Raw genomic sequence first — 21,313 nt, 5'->3', positions numbered from 1 at the left:
GTTACTATTAAAAAACATTAAAACGTAATACATGAATAAACAAATTTCAATACTTTTATTGACCTTGTCGTGTGTGTTTATATCCTATTCTCAGGACACCTTGCAGGCAGTAAAAGTAGTTTCAAAAAACAAAGGCTTACAAAAATCCTCCAAGATTACGGCCAACACGACCTTGGTCACGAGCAAGGAATTACTCAAAGCCGCTTGTTGTAATCTCGCCGAAAGTTTCGAGACCAATCCTTCGATCGATGTCAGTTTTTCGGACGCACTCACGGGAACCAAACAAATCAAAATGTTGGGTTTGACGAGTCCTTATTTGATGATTGCCGAAGAAAATATCCCTTCGGTTCGTGGTGCTTCACAAGCGTATGGGCTTTCATTTACACCTGGAACCTGGATCGAAAGTATCCAAATTACAAAAGGTGCTGGCAGCGTGGTCAACGGATACGAAAGTATTTCTGGACAAATTAATACCGAATTAATCAAGCCGCTAAATGACATTCCATTCTTCTTGAATGCGTATGGTTCTACCGATTCTAGATTCGAATTGAACACTCATTTCAACGCCAAAATATCCGATGATTGGGCAACGAGTTTGTTTGTTCACGGCAACACAAGAGCGGCCAAAAACGATATGAATAACGATGGTTTTCTCGACAATCCGTTGGCAAAACAAGTCAATATAATCAATCGATGGCAATATGCTTGTGCCGAAACGGGTTGGGTAAGTTTCATCAACTTACGGTATATGAATGACCAAAAACAATCGGGCGAAATCGACTTTGACCCTGATATTGACAAAGGAAAAACTAATCTTTGGGGCTCCGAAATCAATACCGAGCGCTTTGATGTTTCGTCAAAAGTGGGCTATGTTTTCAAGGATATGCCGTATCAAAGTATTGGTTTTCAAAATGCATTCAACAGCCACAATCAGGAATCTTATTATGGATTAAATCTATACAATATCAAGCAGAGCAGCTTTTATTCGAATTTAATTTTCAACTCGATTATCAATAATACGATGCATAAATTCGCTACCGGTTTCAACTTTGCTTATGACAAATACCAAGAATTTGTGAACGTGAACGACTACAGCAGAATCGATAATTCGATAGGTGCTTTTTTTGAATATACCTATGATAACGATTCCGATTTTAGTTTAGTGGCTGGTGGTAGAGTGGATAATCACAATCGTTTGGGGACATTTTTCACTCCGCGACTGCACATTCGATACAACCCTTGGGAGAAAGGGGTTTTGCGCGTTTCGGCCGGAAGAGGAAAACGTACTGCCAATATTTTTGCCGAAAACCAATCGCTTTTTGCCAGTTCGAGAACCTTTGCTATTTTGGATACAGATGGCAAAACTTATGGTTTAGATCCAGAAATCGCTTGGAATTACGGATTGAGTTTCAGTCAGAAATTCACCATCTTTGGCAAGAATGCCGACGCAGGTTTCGATTTTTACAAAACCGATTTTACAAAACAAGTTGTGGTCGATTTATATACGGCGCCAGCAATTCCAGGAACTCATCAGGTTTTGTTTTACAATTTAGACGGAAAATCCTTTGCCAATAGTTTGCAAATTGACTTTAATCTTGAAATAGTAAAACATTTTGATTTGCGAACAGCGTACAAATATTACGACATTCAAACCGATTTCTTGAGCGGAAGAAGTGAAAGACCTTTGCAAGCCAAACATCGATTTTTTGCCAATTTAGGATATGAAACCCATATTGTTGAAAAAGGGAAACAGTGGAAATTCGATTTTACCTACAATTGGATGGGGCAACAAAAATTACCTGAAACCGCTTCAAACCCGGTCGAGGATAGGCTTCCTGAGTATTCGCCTTCGTTTTCTTTGATGAATGCACAAATTACTCGCACTTTTTCTTCTACTTTTGAAGTTTATATGGGTGGAGAGAATATTGGAAATTACAAGCAGGAAAAAGCCATTTTGGGCAGCGAAAATCCTTTTGGTCCAACCTTTGATGCATCGATAGTTTATGCTCCCATTTTTGGTCAAATGTATTATGCGGGCTTGAGGTTTAAAATTAAATAATGGAAATGGCAATGGTCATTTCAATGGCAATCCCGAAAGGTCGGGACAATTTTATAACAATTAAAAAATCAAAAATATGAAAAATCTATTTTTAGGAATGATGTTATTAGTACTAACTCTTTCTGTACAAGCTCAGACTAAAAAGAATAAAAACGCTAAATATACCGTTGAAGTCAATGGCAATTGCGAACAATGTCAGAAGCGAATTCAAAAAGCGGCGTTCTCCGTTAGCGGAGTGAAAATGGCCAGTTGGAACATCGAAACGCATCAATTGGATGTGACGCTAAACGAAGAAAAAACATCCATTTTGGCAGTTGAAAGTGCGCTCGCAAAAGTCGGTCACGACACCAAAAATGTAAAAGCCACCCAAGAAGATTACGACAATCTGCATAGTTGTTGCAAATATGAAAGGTTGGAACCTAAGAAGTAAACTTGTCAATTCGTTCGGAAATGATGTTTTGAATCTTTATAAAGTTTACAAATCAAGATAGGTTTTATTAAATATTTATTAAAAAATGCATTTCCATTGCCTTGATAGTGGTGTTTTGCCAAATTATATTTACTTTCACAACCGAGAATTTTAAAATATTTTTATGAGTAATTTCGATTGGACACAACTGATAAATCCTGAGTTTTACATTTTAATGGAAATTGGTGGAATAAAAATTGGATTAATAGTAATCCTTTTCATCATTTTTGCCGAGACAGGATTGTTCGCCGGATTTTTTCTCCCAGGAGACAGTTTGTTGTTTTTAGCTGGGATTTACAGCGAATTATTAACACGACAAATTTCAGTTGGGAACGACTTTGTTAATTTGGTCTTTTTATCATCTTTAGTTTCTTTAGCTGGTATTTTAGGCAATATGGTGGGCTATTGGTTTGGTGTCAAAGGCGGAACTTATCTTTATAATAGAGAGGATACTTTTTGGTTTAAAGAAAAATATTTGTTGCAATCCAGAGATTTTTTTGAAAAATATGGAGGCAAAGCCATCGTTTTTGCACGGTTTCTGCCCATTTTCAGAACTTTTGCTCCGATCGTGGCGGGAATTGCAGGAATGAATAAGTCAAAGTTTGTTTTTAATAATATTTTGGGTTCCGTGCTTTGGTCGTTCAGTATGATTTTTGCAGGACATTATCTTTCGGATTTATTCAAAAATCAATTTGGGATTGATTTGAAAGCACATATTGAAATGATTGTGATCGGAATTGTTCTCTTTACAACTGCCCCGGTTTTATGGAAACTGCTCAAAAAAAGAGTGGTTCATAAATAGTAAAATTAAATCTTAAATAAACTCCGTTTACGAATTGTGAACGGAGTTTTTTTTGTTTATTTTGCTGAAATGCTAAGTTTTTTTTGTTCAGATATAAATTGACCATCGACAGTAAATCCTTCGATGAGTACTTGAATTTCTTTTTGATTTGAATTAGGAAATTTAACTTCGAATAGTTGTTCCGCATCTAGAAAAACATTTGGGAACCACTGCATAGCGCCAAAAATGTCATATTCTTTCCAAAATGCAAATTTGGTCGTTTGAAAAGCTTTGGTTTTCGCAAAACCCAGTTTAGTTACGATTGAGTTGTGTTTGCTTTTCATGTATTTTGTATTAGCCCCTTTTTTTAGATAAATTTTTACCGTTCCATTGCCATTATTTGCTAGGACAGAGGTGTTAAATCTATCAATATAAATTTCATCCACAGCGCTCAGTTCCAAATCAAATAAAATATTCAAGTCAAAGATTTGAACATTGTCTATAAATATAGCAGGGGCCATATTAATTGCAGTATTTGTAAGTTCGTCTCTTGTGCTGCGAATGTACACTGTAAATTCCTCATTAACGCCGGTTAGGTAGCCATTTCTACCTAAAAAAGTTAAGGCAGTACCATATTCTTTTTCGCCAATTTTGTATCCTTTTGCCGTCGAATTGTTCATGTCGTTTTCATGCGTCAAGATTGATTTTTTGTAATTGTTATTAACCGCAATTTCATTCAAGGCAATGGTCTTTTTTTCTAAATCTGCATCGGCAAAATAGTAGATATTTTTTAAGTCTTTTGTTTCAGGGCAAATCGGTGCAGTAAAATTTAATTTATTGCGGTAGTCTTCTTTGGCATTCAATATATTAACAACGATTTTGGTTTCGATTGGGATATTGCTTTCGTCCATTAATTCGAGCATATAAGCGGTTGAATCTCGAGCAAAAAAATTGTCAAAACTGAATTTGTTATTGCTGTCTACTGTTGCTTCCTCAAATATATTATCCTTCAGGGAAATTAGCATGGCTTTGTACTTTTTTTTCGGATTCAGAGCTTTTACAACCGAACCATTAATGGTTACTCCCTTGGTGAATTTATAAATTTCTTTCGGTTTGTTGGTGCTAATATTGTTCCAATGGTACTTGCTTTTTTCCTGATTCAGCAGTAATAATTCCATATCATTTGCTCTGGTGACATTTTGTCGATCATAATAAGTATAGCTGCTGGCAACCGGTTTTTCTAAATACGCATTCAGGTACAAACTACCCAAAATTGAATTTTTTTGATCGTTGCTACGGCTGTCTTTTGGCAATACGCTGATGCTCAGATTGGCTTCTTTAGCGGGCACTTTTCCGTAAAGAATAATATCGCCATTGGTTGCGAAACTTGATTCTAATATAGGGGCAGCTTTCACAGCTTTGTTGATATAAACTAATCTTTCTGCAATTTCGTTTAAATTTTCATCTATTATTCGAATGCTATTCACACCATTTGGTAACTCATTTTTATCGAAAGTCAAGATTTGAATGGTGTTTTTATCATTGAAATTAAATTCTTTTTGAATGTGTTTTCCGTTTTGATGAACTAGCAAAATGTAGTTCTTATTTTGATATAAATTCGCCCCATCTGTATTGGTTTTTACCGAAACCTCCAAAACATTGTTCGGTAAATTGTTGTTGTAGCTTATGGCCATACCCGAATTGCTAGGTTTGGGTAATTGTTTTTGCAATTTGAGTTTGTCTGTGGCAATTTTCACAGAGTAAGTTTCATTCAAATCAGGAGTCAATTCCAATTTTCCGTAACCCATTTTGTTGGTAAAGAAAGTTGTGATGGTTGCACCTTTGGAATCTACCACAAATCCCTCCATAATTTGAATGCCAATTTCGTTGCAATCTTTGATTTGAATGCCAATAGTATTGTTTATTCCCTTAATAAAAGCGCCACTTTCTGAGTTGAAACTTATGGATGCAGTATTGAAATCCGCTTGATTTATTTTTAAATTATAAGGTTCATTTTTATTGATAATTTCGATGGTTTGAACAAAAGATTCGTCTTCCATAAAATTATTCATCCAATTAGTATAAAAATGAAAACGGTATTTACCCGAAGGCGTTTCCTTATCGAAAGTGGCGATTCCGTCAAATGTACCAAAATTTGCAGCCAATAATTGTCTTTGAATTTCTTTGCCTGCAGTATCATAAATGACCATTTGAATATTAGTAGTGTTTAGGTTGGGTACACTGCTCTGTTTATTGAAAACATAACCTTTAAAAGCGATGTTTTCGTTAGAAACATAGATTGTTTTGTTGAATTGTACGTGAATATTCTCTCTCTCGAAATGGAAATAATCTTCTAAATTGGTTTTTATTTTTTGTGAATTTTCTGCATTTTGAGAGAAGATTAGTGTTGTTGTGAATAGGATAAGAATAATGCTAAATGCTTGTTTCATTTTTGGGGTTTTAAGGCTGCTGAAAAATACAAAAACTATTCTTGATTTTAATATAAATTTATAAGGAAAATCCTGCTCTTGGTTGGAGCAGGATTTTGTGGTTAACTTTTTTTCAATAAGTTGTGCATCGGTTGCCAAAGGCAATTAACTGATATAGCACTTTTGTTTTGAATAAATAAAACATTAATCTGTTTTCAACTCTTTTCTGAAAAGTTTCATTCATTAGTTGAATTCAAGCGACTATAAATACTTGTTTTATAAATATCATAAATTGAACAACAAAAATAAGGTGAAGCAGAAACAAAAAAGAAAACTAGATCGTGGTTCGCCTCGCTTCGTATCACTAAATAGAAAATTAGAAAATAGATCAAAATATAGGCTGCTATTTTGAACCATTTATTTTTTGAAAATAGAAAATAGAGTGAGAACCACAGTAAAAATGTAAAAATCATATCTACAACTGAGCTTTGGAAAGTAATAGCTGAAATAATGCCGCCTAGAATAACAAATAACATTGGAAATCCTCCAAAGTTATTTGGAATCACAATGATACATAGTAAGAATACACTCCATTTTGTTACTGAATTATCCATATTAGTTACAATTTTTAATGTTTTGAGGTGAATTATTTGTTGTTGTGTTTTGACTTTTATCGAAAGGCAGTATCTGAAATTTTCACAAAACCCGCAAAACCATAATTCCCGCATCTTTTTTGATGCCTTGCAGGTAGTCGGCTAATGGTTTTTCTGAAATGACGACTTTTTTGAGTGAGGATGAAGCGTGAAGCAAATGAATTCGATCCTTGACAAGAATTGCAATTCCTACGTGGTTGCAGTCTAATCCTTCGATGGTAGAAGTCATTGCAATAAAATCACCTTCTTTTATCTTGCTTTCTACAGAGGCTACTTTTGTCTTTTCTATTTGTGATAGCCGCTTTTTGTTGATTTTTTCTTCGTTTTGAACAATCGTTTTCAAGGTTTTTTCATCATTAATTTTAGGATACAGTTTTTGATTTTTGCTCATAAAATGAACTTCTTTGTTGGTGATTTCACCACCAATTTCCAAAGTGATGTCTTTGATAAAATTGTTTTTTTCGGCTTGTCGTACCCATTCTGTAAAATAATGCAGGCGCGAAGCATATCCGTCTATTTTGTTATTTCGATACCGTAATTGCGTTAAAATCTCTTGAAAATCAGCATAAGAATTGGAGTTTCCCTTTTTGGTTAGATACAAAGCCAACACATTTTCATCGAAAGTAAAGCAGTCTAATTCGCTTAAATTACACACTAATTGTTCGGTCTCATTGATTTCCAAAGTAGAGGCGACATAAGGAGTTTTCAGAAAACTTTTGGCAATTCTAAGCACAGTTTCCGATGGAGTTTCGGCTAATTCTATTTTGTTTTTTTCAATGAAAATGGCTTCGTCTTTGGTTTGAGAAAAGATAGGGAAAGCGAGAAGACCAAATAAAATAGCGGAGAATACTTGATTTTTCATAGAAGAAATGTATTGGATTTCAAAGCTACAAAAAATGATTATATTTGAACGAATTCTATTTCAAACACTTATGAAAACTGTTCAAAAAATTACGATTGAGAAAACAACAAATCAAAACGATTTTGATTTCTGCGCCTTGATGATGGCAAAATCGGATCCGTGGATTACCTTAGAAATGGATTTCAATTTGTGCGTTCAAGCCTTTGCAGGAGCATCAAAAGAGGTGTATGTAGTTAGAGCAGAAAACGTAATTACTGGTTTTGTAATTCTACAGATAGAAGGAACTTTTAAAGGATATATTCAAACGATTTGTATCAATGAAGACTTTAGAGGAAAAGGGATTGGTACAAAACTTTTGAATTTTTGCGAAGAACGTATTTTGAAAATTTCACCCAATATCTTTATTTGTGTTTCCTCGTTCAACACCAGAGCGCTTCAACTTTATACGGATTTTGGTTTTAAAGTCATTGGCGAATTACCCCATTTTATCAAAGAGGGATTTACAGAAATTTTACTTTGGAAGACTTTTGGTCCTAAAATCGGTCATCAAATTCCAAAAGACTAGTCCGAGGATTAATTATATAAACGCAAAAACTCCGAAGCTATTCAACTTCCGGAGTTCTTTAATTTCGTACTTCGTATTTCGCGCCTCACACTTTGTACTTCGTATATCTAACCTCGTACCTTTAAAATTATTCTCCCAAAAATGGGTATCTATAATCTTCCGGAGTTACGAACGTTTCTTTGATGGTTCTTGGCGAAATCCAACGCAATAAGTTCAAGGCCGAACCCGCTTTGTCATTAGTTCCTGAGGCTCTTGCACCACCAAAAGGCTGCATTCCCACAACGGCTCCAGTTGGTTTGTCGTTGATGTAAAAATTTCCGGCTGCGTTTTGTAAAGCGATGGTAGCTTCCTCGATGGCATAACGATCTTGACTGAAAATTGCGCCAGTTAATGCATAGTCTGAAGTAGTATCAACTAGTTTCAAAGTTTCTTGCCATTGGGCATCTTCATAAACAAAAATCGTCATTACGGGGCCGAATAATTCGGTTTCCATTGTGCTGTAATGCGGATTTGTGGTTACGATTATGGTTGGCTCAATAAAATAACCAACAGATTTATCATAGTTTCCACCCACTATAATTTCGGCATCTTCATCTTTTTTGGCTTGGTCAATATAACTGGCCAATTTATCGAAAGAACCTTCGTGAATAACGGCCGTAATGAAATTTCCAAAATCTTCTGGCGAGCCCATTTTCATTGATTTCACATCGGTAATCAATTGTTTTTTTAGTTCCGGCCAAAGGCTTTGTGGCACATAAGCTCTGGACGCTGCGGAACATTTTTGTCCTTGGAATTCGAAAGCACCACGAACAATTCCAGTCGAAACTTGTTTTACATTGGCACTTGGATGCGCCACAACGAAATCTTTCCCACCGGTTTCGCCCACAATTCTTGGGTAGGTTTTATAATGGTGAATATTAGTTCCAATTTTGGCCCAAATATCTTTAAAAACGTGTGTAGATCCTGTGAAATGTATTCCTGCAAAATCACGACTTGCCACAACCGTGTCTGTAATCATCAAAGCATCGCCAAAAACTACGTTGATAACACCATCAGGAATTCCGGCTTCTTTGAAAACATCAATAATAATTTTTGCGGAGAATACTTGGCTGTCGCTTGGTTTCCAAATCACAACATTACCCATCATCGCAGCACTTGCAGGAAGATTGGCGGCAATTGCAGTGAAATTAAAAGGAGTAACAGCATAAACAAAACCTTCGAGCGGACGGTATTCCAATCGGTTCCATACATCGGAATTGGATTTTGGTTGATCGGCATAAATTTGTGTCATAAATTCTACATTATAACGCAAGAAGTCAATCAATTCGCAAGCGGCATCAATTTCGGCTTGAAAAATATTTTTGGATTGCGCAATCATTGTTGCAGCATTTATTTTCGCTCTGTAGGGTCCGGCAATCAATTCGGCAGCTTTTAAGAAAATGGCGGCGCGTTGTTCCCAAGCCATATTGGCCCATTTTGTTCTAGATTCTAAAGCGTTAGCAATGGCTTTTTCGATATGCGATTTTTCGGCAAGGTGATAGGTTCCCACAACGTGTTTATGGTCGTGCGGCGCTGTCATGTTTCGGGTATTTCCGGTTCTGATTTCTTCGCTTCCGATGTATAATGGAACGTCGATAGTGGTATTCCACATGGTTTTATAAGCGGCTAGAACGGCAGCTTTTTCCGGAGAATTTGGCGCATACGATTTTACAGGTTCGTTTACGGCTTTTGGCACATTGAAAAATCCTTTTAGCATATAATTGTATTTGAGTTTTTTAAAAAATTTTCACAAAAGTACAAAGGATTGTTTTAAAAACTTGTTGTTGATACGTTAAATATGTTGATTATACTTTGCCAATAGCCCAGATCAAAATGAAAACCCCGCAGAGCGAAAAGCTATTTTTTCTTGTGATTGCAAAGCGACCAAAGGAAGCTCCTGCAATTGCATTAGAAAAAAAGATTTTCGAACGAGGAGTTGTAATGAAGTGCTGGAAAAAGCTCCAAATAAAATGACTTCTATAAAAGATGGCTTATGGAATCTTAATTCATTGCAAATGGAACGCACAATTTGAAGGTGGGCACAATTACTTTGAAATTTTTGGTGGAGGTAAAATTGATCATGTTGAAATAGCCTTTCATTGCGCCGTAGGGCGAGGCCAAAAGGCAACTGGAATTGTACGTATGCAATTCGCCTGGCCGCAGAACGGGTTTTTTGCCAACTACGCCTTCGCCATCGACGATTTCGATATTATTGAGTGAATCGAAAATTTCCCAGTGGCGGGATATTAGTTGCACCGAATCTTTACTGTGATTTTCGATAGTGATTTGGTAACTAAAGGCAAAATGAATTTTGTAGTTTTTGAAGTAAGTACCTTCAAAACTAGTCAAAACCGAAATTTTTATGCCTCTTGTAATCTGAGAAACCATAGTAAACTGTTACGAATAAGTTGAATTAGGGCAAAATTACAAAAAAAAGACGAACTAGTACTTTTTTGCACAATGTTTTTTAATCAGTAACCACATTAGAATTGGCTGAGGCTTTGCCTATTACTCGCGTATAGCGGTCGGTGTTTTCGCGATAATACACTAAAATGGTGTAGTCGTTTTCGGTTTGCCAATAATTCCCGTCGATATTACTTTCGCCATCGATATTGCCTTTATCGTCTGCGACTTGGTATTGAAAATTAGTGAACCCTTGTTTGATGAGAATGGCTTTTTCGTAGAGTTTGGTTTCAGTATTGAAATCCATTTTGTATTCTGGCGATAGGCTGTAATTGTTGAACATTCCCGTGATGTAAATGCCTTTGTTTTTCATATATGCCGGAGCCGAAAGGCTGAAATAAACCCAAGCATAATCGGCTTCGATTTCGTTTCGGACTGCGCCCAAGTTCCGTACAACAAAATTTCCATTGACATCCGGAGTGACCGAATAAGGTAAATTGCCTCGGGCATTATGGGTGTACAAATTCGAGTTATAAATTCCGTTAGTGGAATTGATTCTCGAGATATTGTTTCCTGCCGATCGGATGTTGCTATTGTCGAAATACAAAAATTCATTTCCTGCCCAAAACTGGGTTTCGGTATCGTATTTATAAATTAAATCATTGCCAATGGTGTATTGAGGAACGATGTTTTTGATGGCGGAATTGATTTGTCCGTTTTGGAATAGGGCAATTTTTACATTCTTGATGGGCGTTTGAAAATTGATGAGCAGCGACTTTATGGTAAACTCGATATTGTGTTTGAAATCCAACAAATTAGCGGTTCGCGCTCGTCTGACGCGCATAGGAATGGTTACGACATCTTCATATATGATAAATCTTCGGGATAAAACAACCTCACGACTTTCGTCTAAAATTTTCAGAATGTAATTACCACTGAGGCGCAGCTGCATAAACTGATTGGGAATGGGCAAGATGTAATGCGAATAGATTTGCAGCGTATTGACCGAGTTTTCGTATTGAATGATTCTTTGTCCGTCAAAACCGGTCATGTAGTCTGTTTTTGGAATATCAGTAGGTTTCCAATCGTAATCGCAATGCACGATCTCGAAATAATAATTGGCTTCGTTGCCAAATAAATCATCAAATTGGAATTGAAATCCATCGCCTAATTTGAATATGGGAACCACATTTTCGTTGCTTTGCACAAAAGAAGCGGTTTTGATATTATACGGCGGAACAACCTCAGTTTCTGTTTGTGCAACTGCCGAACTGACAATAAAAATCAGTATTATTTGTAGAAAAATATCTTTTAACATAGCTTCAAGTAATTGGAAAACTGTAAATGTAACGAAATAGAGGTCAATTTTAGTAGCGCATTTGAATCTTAATTTCTGGTCTTATTGTTTTTGCTTTTGATAATAAAAAGCAGGAAGAAACAATAGCAAAAAAATGGGTTGAATGAGAAATCGTCTCACGTAAAACAAGCCCATTTTGTTGGGTTCTCCATTTTTTAAAAGAATAAAAAAGAAAGCGCCTATTAGAATTACAAAAAATAAAAGGTACAAAATCGATGCAAATTTTATGGCATCTATATCCTTGAACAAAACGTAAATTATAGCTAATGACAAAGCCGTATTGAGAAAATATCTGAAAAATAAGCCTGCAAATAACTGGATGTTGTCAACTACCGGAACGGTTAAATTGTAGTAATCCCCCTTGAAATAATCCAAAAAGGGATCGTAAAATAAGTGGTCTTCGTAGGCTCGGATTAGCGCTAAAGCCACCACAAATACCAACGCCAATGCAATTCTTATTTTATGATTGAATAGTTTTTTTAGCATATTTTGAAAATTTATTGACCCAAATAATCCATAAAATAAAAACCACTCCGTAGATAAACAAAGGAAAGACTACTCCGTGCAAAAAGTGTTGCTGCTTGGGATAATAGTACATAAAAACACATAACAAAGCAATTCTTATCACGTTGAGAATATGAATAATTAGGCTTCCGCCGATAATATACAAAACAGTAGGTTTTAGTTTTCCCGAAAACGCAATGATGAACGACGCAAACAAAATGATAACACTCAGGGCGTTACAACCTTCTATAATGCGTGCCATCGGTTTATGATTGTAATATAAATTTACTGCGGGTTCTTTAGAATTGGGAAGGGTTTTTACATCGCAATTGAAGAAAAGCAGTACATCCTCCGTTTGTTGTGCAACTAGTTTTGTAAAACTATCCGTTTCATTTTGGTTGACATCAAATCGCCCAAGATAACTTTGGTAAATGAAGGTTAAAAGCAAATACGTCAGCAAAAATTTACCTAAAAACAGCAAAAAGGGTTTGTAGAGAATAAAATATTTTTTCAAAATACAATTTTTAACAAATTTAAATAAAATTAAATAGTGGCATTTAAATACTTTTACAAAAAAAATCGCACTATGACTTTCGAAGCATTAAAACCCAAAGTAACCGAAATTACTTCAAATTCTACCATTTCAAGAGAAGAAAAATTATTGAAAATATGTGAATTGCTCAGCAACTCCATCGATTATTACAATTGGGTAGGTTTTTATTTTGCCAATCACGCGACCAAAACCCTGCATCTTGGCCCGTATGTGGGTGCCGAAACGGATCATACGGTAATTCCTTTTGGGAAAGGTATTTGCGGACAAGTGGCGGTTTCTAATGCTAATTTTGTGGTTCCCGATGTAGCTGCGCAAGACAATTATATTGCTTGTAGTTTTACGGTAAAATCCGAAATTGTGGTACCACTTTTTGTAAATGGAGAAAATATGGGACAAATAGATATTGACAGTCACGTTATCGATCCGTTTACCGAAAAAGACGAAAGATTTTTGGAATTTGTGAATGAGGAAATTGCCAAAATGTATTAAAATTAATACATTTGATTCTTAATTTATCCTCATTTTATGAAATCCATTCTATTTGCTTTGCTGTTACTTCTCGTTCCAAAATTGTGTATTTCACAAGGTATTACCGATAATGACCAAGTCTCCTATCTCGATGAAAATTTTAAATTGGGTACAGCTGATAATTACCGTTATGTGGAAGTAATTAAAAATTACAAATTTGCTGATAGCGCCACTTATCAAGTACGGGTTTATTATAAATCGGGTAAAATTCAAATGAGAGGTGCTACCTCAAATCGAAATGTAATTCGCAAGACTGGGAATTTTATTTATTATTATGAAAATGGTAATAAAAAATCTGTAATTAATTATCTCGATAACAAACCGTTAGGTGAATTTTTTGAATTTTACGAAAATGGTAAAATAAAATATGTTGGTGAGCAAAGCGATGACGAAAATGTAGCTATTCCAAACAAAAAGATAAAACACTTTTGGAACGAAAAAGGAGAACAAATTGTAACCGATGGTTTTGGTTATTTGGATAATGAATACGGCAAAGGAAAGTTAATCAATTATGTGAAAGATAGTATTTGGACAGGTTCTATTAATAAAACAAAATCCACTTATATCGAAAAATATGACAAAGGAACATTTATCTCAGGAGTATGTATTGACTCCAACAAAGTAGAAAACAAATACACTTCATTTGAATCCAAACCCAACCCTAAAAAGGGAATGGCTGATTTTTATCAATACATTGGAAAAAATTATAAAACTCCCAATATACAAGGTCTAAAAGGTAAAGTTTTTGTGACTTTTGTTGTTGAAAAGGATGGTTCGTTGGTTGATTTCAGAATTCTTAGAGATTTGGGTTATGGAACAGGTGAAGAAGCCATTCGAGTTTTGAAAGGTTATGGCAATTGGATTCCCGGAGAGCAAAGAGGGCAAAAAGTGAGATGTTTTTTTAGTTTACCTATTTCCATCCAAAGCCCCTATGAAAGGAATTATGAACAGGAGAATGGTTTGAATAATTTTTCTTCTCAAACAACAACAGCTAGACGCCATTATAATAACTCTTTAAACAAATATTAAATTTGATTTCCTTTTAAAAATTAATTTTAAAAACCTTTTCTTTCAAACTCTCCAAATTCAGTTGGGGAGTTTTTTTTTGCTTCCATTTAACAAAGTTTTTTGGAGTTAATCCCTTTTTTTTAATTTTATTTTATACATTTGTTTAATAATTGTAAAAAAAAATTAAACAAAAGAATTTGATTTTCAATTTTCAACTTTAAGAATAGAATCTAATCGAAGTTACAATAATAAAAATGGAAAACACCAAACCAGATAACATTGTATTTTCAGAAGAAAAGGGATACAATGCCAGTATATTGCCTTACGCGACCAATGTAGGGGCGCCTGCCATCAAAACCGAGGACTTGGTGGCTTGGAAAACGAGAGGAATTCATCAAGTTAACAAAGAGTTCGAAAACAAGTTTAATGAACTCAAGCAGCACTACAATAAACTGATGGAAGAATACGAATGGAACGATTTGGTGTACAACGCCAAGTTTTCATTTGAGCCCGTTATTGGCGAAATCTACCATTTATACACTGGAGAAGACGGTCTTCATTTCCTGTCACTGATTGGTCCAACCGAATGGGACAAGGAGCATATTGCTACTTTTAAACTAAATAGTGATAAAAAGTGGATCAAATATGAAGCCAGTGATCGCTTTTCTAAAAACGAAATTCATTGGTAGTAATTTAAAATAAAATCCAATCTAGTTCTTATTTCACATCCTAAGCTTTGAATAAAATTCCGATAAATATTGTTTGGTTTAAGCGAGACCTGCGTTTTACAGATAACGAAGCTTTATTTCACGCGCATCAATCAGGTTTGCCACTTTTGCTGGTGTATTGTTTCGAACCGTCTGTAATGGAATATGATGATTCCGATACTAGGCATTGGCGTTTTATCTACGAATCGTTGCAGGATTTGCAAAAAAAATTAAACAATATCGATAGAGAAATCTATATTTTTCAGAGTGAAATTCAACCCATTTTTTCATCTTTACTCGAACAATACGATATTAAAACTGTTTTTTCACACCAAGAAATTGGCAACAAAATTACCTATGACCGAGATATTCTGATGCACGATTTTTTTCAGAAAAACCATATCGAATGGAAGGAATTTCAGATGCACGGTGTCATCCGGAAATTAAAATCTAGACAAGATTGGGACAAACGATGGAAGGCCGTGATGCGAGATACACCAAAAATGCTCCAAGAAACCGATTTGAATTTGGTTGCATTAGACAATGATTTTTACACCACTTTAAAAGGAAAACCTTTGTCATCTGAAATCACTACGCCCAACAAAAATTTTCAGCAAGGAGGAGAAAATCTGGCTTGGCGGTATTTGGATAGTTTTGTTAAAGAACGCTATGTCAATTACAGTAAACACATTTCGAAACCTGCTTTGAGTCGCAAAGGCTGCAGCCGATTATCGCCTTATTTGACTTACGGAAACATCAGTATGCGAATGGTGTATCAGTATACAAATCAGTTTTACGAAACGTCCAAAAATAAACGCGCCATTCTCAATTTTGTGTCTCGCCTGCATTGGCATTGCCATTTTATTCAAAAATTTGAAGACGAATGTCGCATGGAATTCGAAAATGTAAATCGTGCCTACGATGCATTGGTCAAACAAAAAAATGAAACCTACATCAAAGCTTGGCAAGAAGGAAAAACCGGCGTTCCAATTGTCGATGCTTGCATGCGATGTTTGGTGGAAACGGGTTATATCAATTTTAGAATGAGAGCGATGGTGGTTTCCTTTTTCACCTTCAATTTATGGCAAGATTGGCGCGAATTGCATTTTTTGGCAAGACAATTTCTGGATTATGAACCCGGAATTCATTATCCGCAAATCCAGATGCAATCGGGAACGACAGGTATCAACACGATTCGGATTTACAATCCAATAAAAAACTCCGAAGAACACGATTCCGAAGGTGTTTTTATCAAACAATGGATTCCAGAATTGGGCGAAGTTCCCATTGCCCTGCTGCACGAACCTTGGAAAATGAACGAAATGGAACAACAATTTTACAATTGCAAAATCGGACAGGATTATCCGGAACCTATCGTAAACATCGACGAAACCAGAAAACAAGCTAGTGATATTGTATGGAGTTTTCGCAAAAAAGACGAAGTGAAATTGGAAGGAAAGCGTATTTTACACAAACACGTCAGCCATCCGAATACCAAAACGCGAGTAGTTAAATCTAAAAAAGTAAGCAAATAATGGCAATATTTTTAAAAGCAAATTGGGAAAACATCATTATGGCCAACTATGTTATTGATCCTAAAATTCTAGGTCCATTTTTACCCGCTGGAGTCGAATTGGATCTATATAACGGGAAATGTTATATCAGTTTGGTGGGCTTTATGTTCAAGGATGCCAAATTATTCAATGTTCCGATTCCGTTTTTTGGCAGTTTTGAGGAAGTTAATTTGCGATTTTATGTAAAACGAACTGATGAAGAGGGGCTGACCAGACGAGGAGTTGTTTTTATCAATGAAACGATTCCTTATCCCATTGTAGCCTGGATGGCCAATAAACTGTACAACGAGCATTACACGGTTGTGCCTACCAAACATAAAGTGGTAGTAGAAAATGAGACAAAGAAAGTGCAGTTTAATTGGCTTTTAAATAATAAGTGGAATTCGATTGGGCTAGAAGCCACTGTTGAGTCGCTGCTTATGGAGCAAAGCTCGCTCGAGCGTTTTATTTATGAGCATTACTACGGCTATACTAAAATTAATGAACACGAAACCGAAGAATACAAATTGCAGCATCCGAGTTGGAAGGTGAGTGAGGTATTGGATTATGTGGTAGATTGTGATTTTGAAGAAATGTATGGTCAATCATTTGCAATTCTAAACCATACCAAACCAGAAGCAGTTTTCATTGCCGACGGATCGGCAGTGGCTATTGAATGGAAAAGAAATAAACTCAATTGATCAGAAATGAAAGGCGTTAAAAAACAAAACCTTCCCAATAAAATTTGTGTCGTTTGCCAAAAGCCTTTCGCTTGGCGCAAAAAATGGGAAAAAGTCTGGGACGAAGTAAAATATTGCAGTGATAAATGTAGAGGCAATAAGTAAAATATATAAATCATTAAGGGCATCATAAATATTAAGAAAGACGAAATGAATCTTCATTTTCTTAATGGTTAAAAAAACACAAATCAAATGCAAAAAACGCTAAGATTAATTCTCGGTGATCAATTGAATATAAATCATTCTTGGTATCAAACCCAAGACGATTCGGTCATTTATGTTTTGATGGAAATCCGTTCCGAAACAGATTATGCCACACATCACATTCAGAAAATTGCTGGATTCTTTGCGGCTATGCAAGAGTTTTCTAATGAATTAATTCAGCAAAATCATCAAGTGATTTATTTTCATTTGAATGCGGCAACCAATTTGCAAACCTTTGATAAAAATATCCAATATTTAATCGAAAAAGAGCAATTCACCCATTTCGAATACCAATTGCCAGATGAATATAGATTAGACGAATTATTGAAAAATTTCTGCAAATCGCTTTCCATTACAACTTCGGTTGTGGATTCAGAGCATTTTATGAGTTCCAGAACTGAATTAGGCGATTTTTTCGAAGGCAAAAAGACGTTTTTGATGGAAAGTTTTTACCATAAAATGCGCAAAAAGCATAATGTTTTGATGCAAGGCGACAAACCATTGACCGGAAAGTGGAATTATGATGGAGAAAATCGAAAAAAATTACCCAAAAATCACAAACCAACTCCGCCTTTGGTTTTTAATAATGATGTTTCAGAAATTGTTGCTGAAATCAATAAAACAAACATTAAAACCATTGGAACTATTGATGCTAAAAATTTTGTTTGGCCTATAAACAGGAAACAATCACTTGAATTATTGGAGTTTTTTGCCACCGAATGTTTGTCGCTTTTCGGAAGCTATCAAGATGCGATGACGCCGAACGAATGGTCTTTGTATCACGCACGATTGTCGTTTTCGATGAATTGTAAATTGATTTCCCCTTCCGAAGTCATCCAAAGAGTCATTCAAGAATGGGAGCATCGTCCGGATGCAATAGAATACAATCAGTTGGAAGGTTTTGTGCGACAAATTATTGGTTGGAGAGAATATATGCGAGGCATTTATTGGAACAAAATGCCCGATTATGCTTCGATGAATTTTTTCGATAATCAAAATAAATTACCCGATTGGTTTTGGACGGGAAAAACCAAAATGAATTGCCTGAAAGACGCCATCCATCAATCTTTGAATTTTGCCTATGCGCACCATATTCAACGCTTGATGATTACAGGGAATTTTGCGCTTTTGGCTGGAGTTCATCCTGATGAGGTCGACGCTTGGTATCTTGGAATTTATATTGATGCCATCGAATGGGTCGAAATTACCAACACGCGCGGAATGAGCCAGTTTGCCGATGGCGGAATTGTAGGCACAAAACCCTATGTAAGTTCTGCGGCCTATATTGACAAAATGAGTCATTATTGCGGTTCGTGTTATTATAAAAAAGCCGTAAAAACTGGCGATAAAGCCTGTCCATTCAATAGTTTGTATTGGAACTTTTACGACAAAAACGAAGATAAACTAGGTAAGAATCCCCGAATTGGAATGATGTATAATGTGTGGCGAAAAATGCAACCCGAAGCCAAAGCCGAATTGTTGCAACAAGCCGATTATTATTTGAAAAATATAAATGAATTATGAAAACCAGTATCATTTGGTTTAAAACCGATTTAAGAGTAGAAGATAATGAGACGCTTCTAAAAGCCATAGCGCAAAGCGAACAAATAATTCCGGTGTATTGTTTTGACGATTCCCATTTTGAAACCACCGCCTACGGATTTAAAAAAACGGGAAGCTTCAGAGCGCAATTTTTATTAGACTCGGTAGAAGATTTCGATAAAAATCTACGAAAATTGGGTTCCGGTTTAGTGATTCTGAAAGGAAAACCCGAAGTTGAACTGGCTAAAATAGTTCAAGAATATAAAGCACAGAAAGTGTTTGCCAAACGCGAAGTGGCTTTCGAAGAAAAGCAAACCGAAAAAGTAGTACAAGCCGAGCTGTTTAAATTGCGTTGCGAATTAGAAACATTTAGCACAAGCACACTTTATCACGCCGAGGATTTGCCTTTTTCTGTGAAAGATATTCCAGATGTTTTTACCAATTTTAGAAAGAAAATCGAGAAAGAATCTAAAATTAGAAGTGTTTTTAGAAAACCGGAACAAATCAACTCGCCAGAAATACCACAAATGAAATTGCCGACTTTAGAGGATTTGGGGTTGGAATTTTCTAAAATAGATTCTCGTGCAGTTATGCAATTCAAAGGTGGCGAAACAGAAGCTTTAAAACGTTTGAATCATTATTTTTTTGAAACAAAAAGTTTGTCCACTTATAAAGAAACCAGAAACGGAATGATTGGTGCCGATTATTCGTCAAAATTTTCGGCTTGGTTAGCTTTGGGTTGTGTTTCGCCGCGATTTATATACGCTGAGGTCAAAAAATATGAAAAGCGATATGGCGCGAATGATTCTACCTATTGGTTGATTTTTGAATTGTTGTGGCGCGATTTTTTCCGGTTTATGTTCAAAAAACACCAAACCAAATTTTTCTTGTATTCTGGAATCAAATCGGAGACAATCAATTCGAAATCCTTACGTGAAAAATTGCTGTGGCAATGGGTAAATGGTGTGACCAACTCTGATTTTATTAATGCCAATATGCGCGAATTGAAGCAAACTGGTTTTATGAGTAATCGTGGTCGGCAAAATGTAGCCAGTTATTTTTGCAATGAATTGAATATGGATTGGCGATTGGGTGCGGCCTATTTTGAGGAAACACTTATTGATTATGATGTTTGTAGCAATTGGGGCAATTGGGCGTATTTGGCTGGAGTAGGGAATGATCCTCGCGGTCATCGGTATTTCAATATCGAAAAACAAGCCAATGATTATGATAAAAATAGAGCTTTTAGGGATTTGTGGTTGCAAAAAAAATAATACAAAATTTTGAGTATATATTTTTGAAATTAGTATGTTTGTAGTCTAAAGATTATATTTAATGAAGACCAAACTATTTGCTATTCTATTCCTTTTAGTTTCAAAACTTTGTATTGCGCAACTTTCTCCCAACGACAAGAAAATTTACCTTGACTCTACTTGGACTGAAACGTCCCAAGAAAATTCTAAATATTATCGAATAGTCAAAGATTATTATTTGGATCAAAAAGAATATAAGGTTTTGGTTTATTATAAAAACAATCAACTAAAAGAAGAATCTATCCTTAATGGTAAAGATGGTGGGTCTCCGAACGGAGAGAAATTAAATTATTACGAAAACGGTAATAAACAAAGTGTTTCAACTTATGTGAATGGAAGGCCAACAGGTAAGTCCATAAGTTGGTATGAAAATGGCAATAAAAGAGAAGAAGGAGAATATACGGGGAATTATGAAATACCGGGCAAACATTATAGGTTAATTCAATATTGGGATGAAAACAATAATCACTTAATTGAAAATGGTAATGGATTCTATTCTTGTGGGGATAAAGCGAGTTTTCTGGAAACCGGATCTTACAAGGATGGTTATAAAGATGGTGTCTTTGAAGGAAAAGATTTCAAGCTAAACGCTTTTTACAAAGAAAAGTATGAAAACGGTAAGTTCATTTCGGGAACTAGAGTTTTTTCTGATGGCACGAAAACAGATTATTTTGAGATGGAAAAAAGACCATTTCCAAAAAAAGGTATGCAAGATTTTTACACGTTTATTGGAAAAAATTTCAATTACACCAACGAGTCGTTTAAGAATAAGGTACAGGGAAAAATAATTCTCAATTTTGTTATTGATAAAGAAGGACAGATAGTTGAGCCGAAGATATTAAAAGGCCTAGGTTACGGTCTTGATGAAGAGGCAGTTCGGGTATTGCTTAAATATGGAGATTGGATTCCCGGAGAGCAAAGAGGAATGAAAGTAAGATGTTCATTTTCACTGCCATTAGCCTTACAAGCTGTTCGTTAAAAATAAAACTATTTAAATTCTCGTATCACTTGTAATTCCAAAAATAAAAACTACCTTTGCACACG

20 protein-coding genes are annotated in these 21,313 nt (G+C 35.5%); 13 read left to right on the top strand and 7 right to left on the bottom strand.

Annotation, left to right across the window (positions count from 1 at the left end):
- Positions 1–31 precede the first annotated feature (31 nt).
- The 3 genes from E1750_RS08090 (at position 32) to E1750_RS08080 (ending at position 3,330) form a co-directional block, all read left to right on the top strand.
- Entirely contained in the window at positions 32–2,059 is a 2,028-nt protein-coding gene (locus E1750_RS08090) for a TonB-dependent receptor plug domain-containing protein (protein ID WP_133276286.1), read from the top strand.
- 76 nt (positions 2,060–2,135) lie between these two features.
- Positions 2,136–2,489 carry a heavy-metal-associated domain-containing protein gene (locus E1750_RS08085; protein WP_133276285.1) on the top strand — a complete coding sequence of 118 codons (354 nt, stop codon included), beginning with the start codon at positions 2,136–2,138 and terminating at the stop codon, positions 2,487–2,489.
- Positions 2,490–2,652: 163 nt separating this feature from the next.
- On the top strand, positions 2,653–3,330 hold the full coding sequence (locus tag E1750_RS08080; protein ID WP_133276284.1) for a DedA family protein: 678 nt from the start codon (positions 2,653–2,655) through the stop codon (positions 3,328–3,330).
- 56 nt (positions 3,331–3,386) lie between these two features.
- On the opposite strand, the gene E1750_RS08075 is transcribed toward E1750_RS08080, so the two are convergent.
- Both E1750_RS08075 and E1750_RS08070 read right to left on the bottom strand, forming a co-directional pair.
- Positions 3,387–5,759, bottom strand: a complete 2,373-nt coding sequence (locus E1750_RS08075) for a hypothetical protein (RefSeq protein WP_133276283.1) — start codon at positions 5,757–5,759, stop codon at positions 3,387–3,389.
- Between the two features lie 675 nt (positions 5,760–6,434).
- Positions 6,435–7,253 (bottom strand): N-acetylmuramoyl-L-alanine amidase-like domain-containing protein, encoded by an 819-nt coding sequence (locus E1750_RS08070; protein ID WP_133276282.1) that lies wholly within the window; start codon positions 7,251–7,253, stop codon positions 6,435–6,437.
- A 70-nt stretch (positions 7,254–7,323) separates the two neighbouring features.
- Between E1750_RS08070 and E1750_RS08065 the strand changes: the two genes are divergently transcribed.
- Positions 7,324–7,818, top strand: coding sequence for a GNAT family N-acetyltransferase (locus E1750_RS08065; RefSeq protein ID WP_165698021.1), 495 nt, complete (start codon positions 7,324–7,326; stop codon positions 7,816–7,818).
- Between the two features lie 127 nt (positions 7,819–7,945).
- Here E1750_RS08065 and pruA read toward each other — a convergent pair whose 3' ends face one another.
- The 5 genes from pruA to xrtF form a co-directional block, all read right to left on the bottom strand.
- Positions 7,946–9,574 (bottom strand): L-glutamate gamma-semialdehyde dehydrogenase, encoded by a 1,629-nt coding sequence (pruA, locus tag E1750_RS08060; RefSeq protein WP_133276280.1) that lies wholly within the window; start codon positions 9,572–9,574, stop codon positions 7,946–7,948.
- A gap of 284 nt (positions 9,575–9,858) precedes the next feature.
- On the bottom strand, positions 9,859–10,245 hold the full coding sequence (gene apaG, locus E1750_RS08055; protein WP_133276279.1) for a Co2+/Mg2+ efflux protein ApaG: 387 nt from the start codon (positions 10,243–10,245) through the stop codon (positions 9,859–9,861).
- Between the two features lie 79 nt (positions 10,246–10,324).
- Positions 10,325–11,578 carry a type IX secretion system plug protein gene (locus E1750_RS08050; RefSeq protein ID WP_133276278.1) on the bottom strand — a complete coding sequence of 418 codons (1,254 nt, stop codon included), beginning with the start codon at positions 11,576–11,578 and terminating at the stop codon, positions 10,325–10,327.
- A gap of 81 nt (positions 11,579–11,659) precedes the next feature.
- Positions 11,660–12,103 carry an exosortase F system-associated membrane protein gene (locus E1750_RS08045; protein WP_133276277.1) on the bottom strand — a complete coding sequence of 148 codons (444 nt, stop codon included), beginning with the start codon at positions 12,101–12,103 and terminating at the stop codon, positions 11,660–11,662.
- Positions 12,078–12,635 (bottom strand): exosortase family protein XrtF, encoded by a 558-nt coding sequence (gene xrtF, locus E1750_RS08040; protein ID WP_133276276.1) that lies wholly within the window; start codon positions 12,633–12,635, stop codon positions 12,078–12,080. Before xrtF ends, E1750_RS08045 begins: the two co-directional genes overlap by 26 nt.
- Before the next feature lie 72 nt (positions 12,636–12,707).
- Between xrtF and E1750_RS08035 the strand changes: the two genes are divergently transcribed.
- The 9 genes from E1750_RS08035 to E1750_RS07995 all read left to right on the top strand — a co-directional run bounded on the left by E1750_RS08035 (position 12,708) and on the right by E1750_RS07995 (position 21,248).
- Entirely contained in the window at positions 12,708–13,163 is a 456-nt protein-coding gene (locus tag E1750_RS08035; protein ID WP_133276275.1) for a GAF domain-containing protein, read from the top strand.
- 36 nt (positions 13,164–13,199) lie between these two features.
- The gene (locus tag E1750_RS08030) at positions 13,200–14,231 is read left to right on the top strand and encodes an energy transducer TonB (protein WP_133276274.1); all 1,032 of its coding nucleotides are present in this window, start codon (positions 13,200–13,202) and stop codon (positions 14,229–14,231) included.
- 233 nt (positions 14,232–14,464) lie between these two features.
- A complete protein-coding gene (locus E1750_RS08025) occupies positions 14,465–14,899 on the top strand; it encodes a DUF2452 domain-containing protein (protein ID WP_133276273.1) in 435 nt (144 codons plus the stop codon).
- 47 nt (positions 14,900–14,946) lie between these two features.
- Positions 14,947–16,452, top strand: coding sequence for a cryptochrome/deoxyribodipyrimidine photo-lyase family protein (locus tag E1750_RS08020; protein ID WP_133276272.1), 1,506 nt, complete (start codon positions 14,947–14,949; stop codon positions 16,450–16,452).
- On the top strand, positions 16,452–17,171 hold the full coding sequence (locus E1750_RS08015) for a YqjF family protein (RefSeq protein ID WP_133276271.1): 720 nt from the start codon (positions 16,452–16,454) through the stop codon (positions 17,169–17,171). The genes E1750_RS08020 and E1750_RS08015 overlap by 1 nt, the downstream gene beginning before the upstream one ends.
- A 6-nt stretch (positions 17,172–17,177) precedes the next feature.
- Positions 17,178–17,315: a DUF2256 domain-containing protein gene (locus tag E1750_RS08010; RefSeq protein ID WP_133276270.1), complete on the top strand. Its 138-nt coding sequence runs from the start codon at positions 17,178–17,180 to the stop codon at positions 17,313–17,315.
- A gap of 87 nt (positions 17,316–17,402) precedes the next feature.
- Positions 17,403–18,938, top strand: a complete 1,536-nt coding sequence (locus E1750_RS08005; RefSeq protein ID WP_133276269.1) for a cryptochrome/photolyase family protein — start codon at positions 17,403–17,405, stop codon at positions 18,936–18,938.
- The gene (locus E1750_RS08000; protein ID WP_165698020.1) at positions 18,935–20,230 is read left to right on the top strand and encodes a DASH family cryptochrome; all 1,296 of its coding nucleotides are present in this window, start codon (positions 18,935–18,937) and stop codon (positions 20,228–20,230) included. The genes E1750_RS08005 and E1750_RS08000 overlap by 4 nt, the downstream gene beginning before the upstream one ends.
- 61 nt (positions 20,231–20,291) lie before the next feature.
- Positions 20,292–21,248 (top strand): energy transducer TonB, encoded by a 957-nt coding sequence (locus E1750_RS07995; protein WP_133276267.1) that lies wholly within the window; start codon positions 20,292–20,294, stop codon positions 21,246–21,248.
- Positions 21,249–21,313: the final 65 nt, after the last annotated feature.

It is taken from the genome of Flavobacterium nackdongense (assembly GCF_004355225.1).
Taxonomy (GTDB): Bacteria; Bacteroidota; Bacteroidia; order Flavobacteriales; family Flavobacteriaceae; genus Flavobacterium; species Flavobacterium nackdongense.
This window is presented reverse-complemented; position numbering and strand designations above follow the sequence as displayed.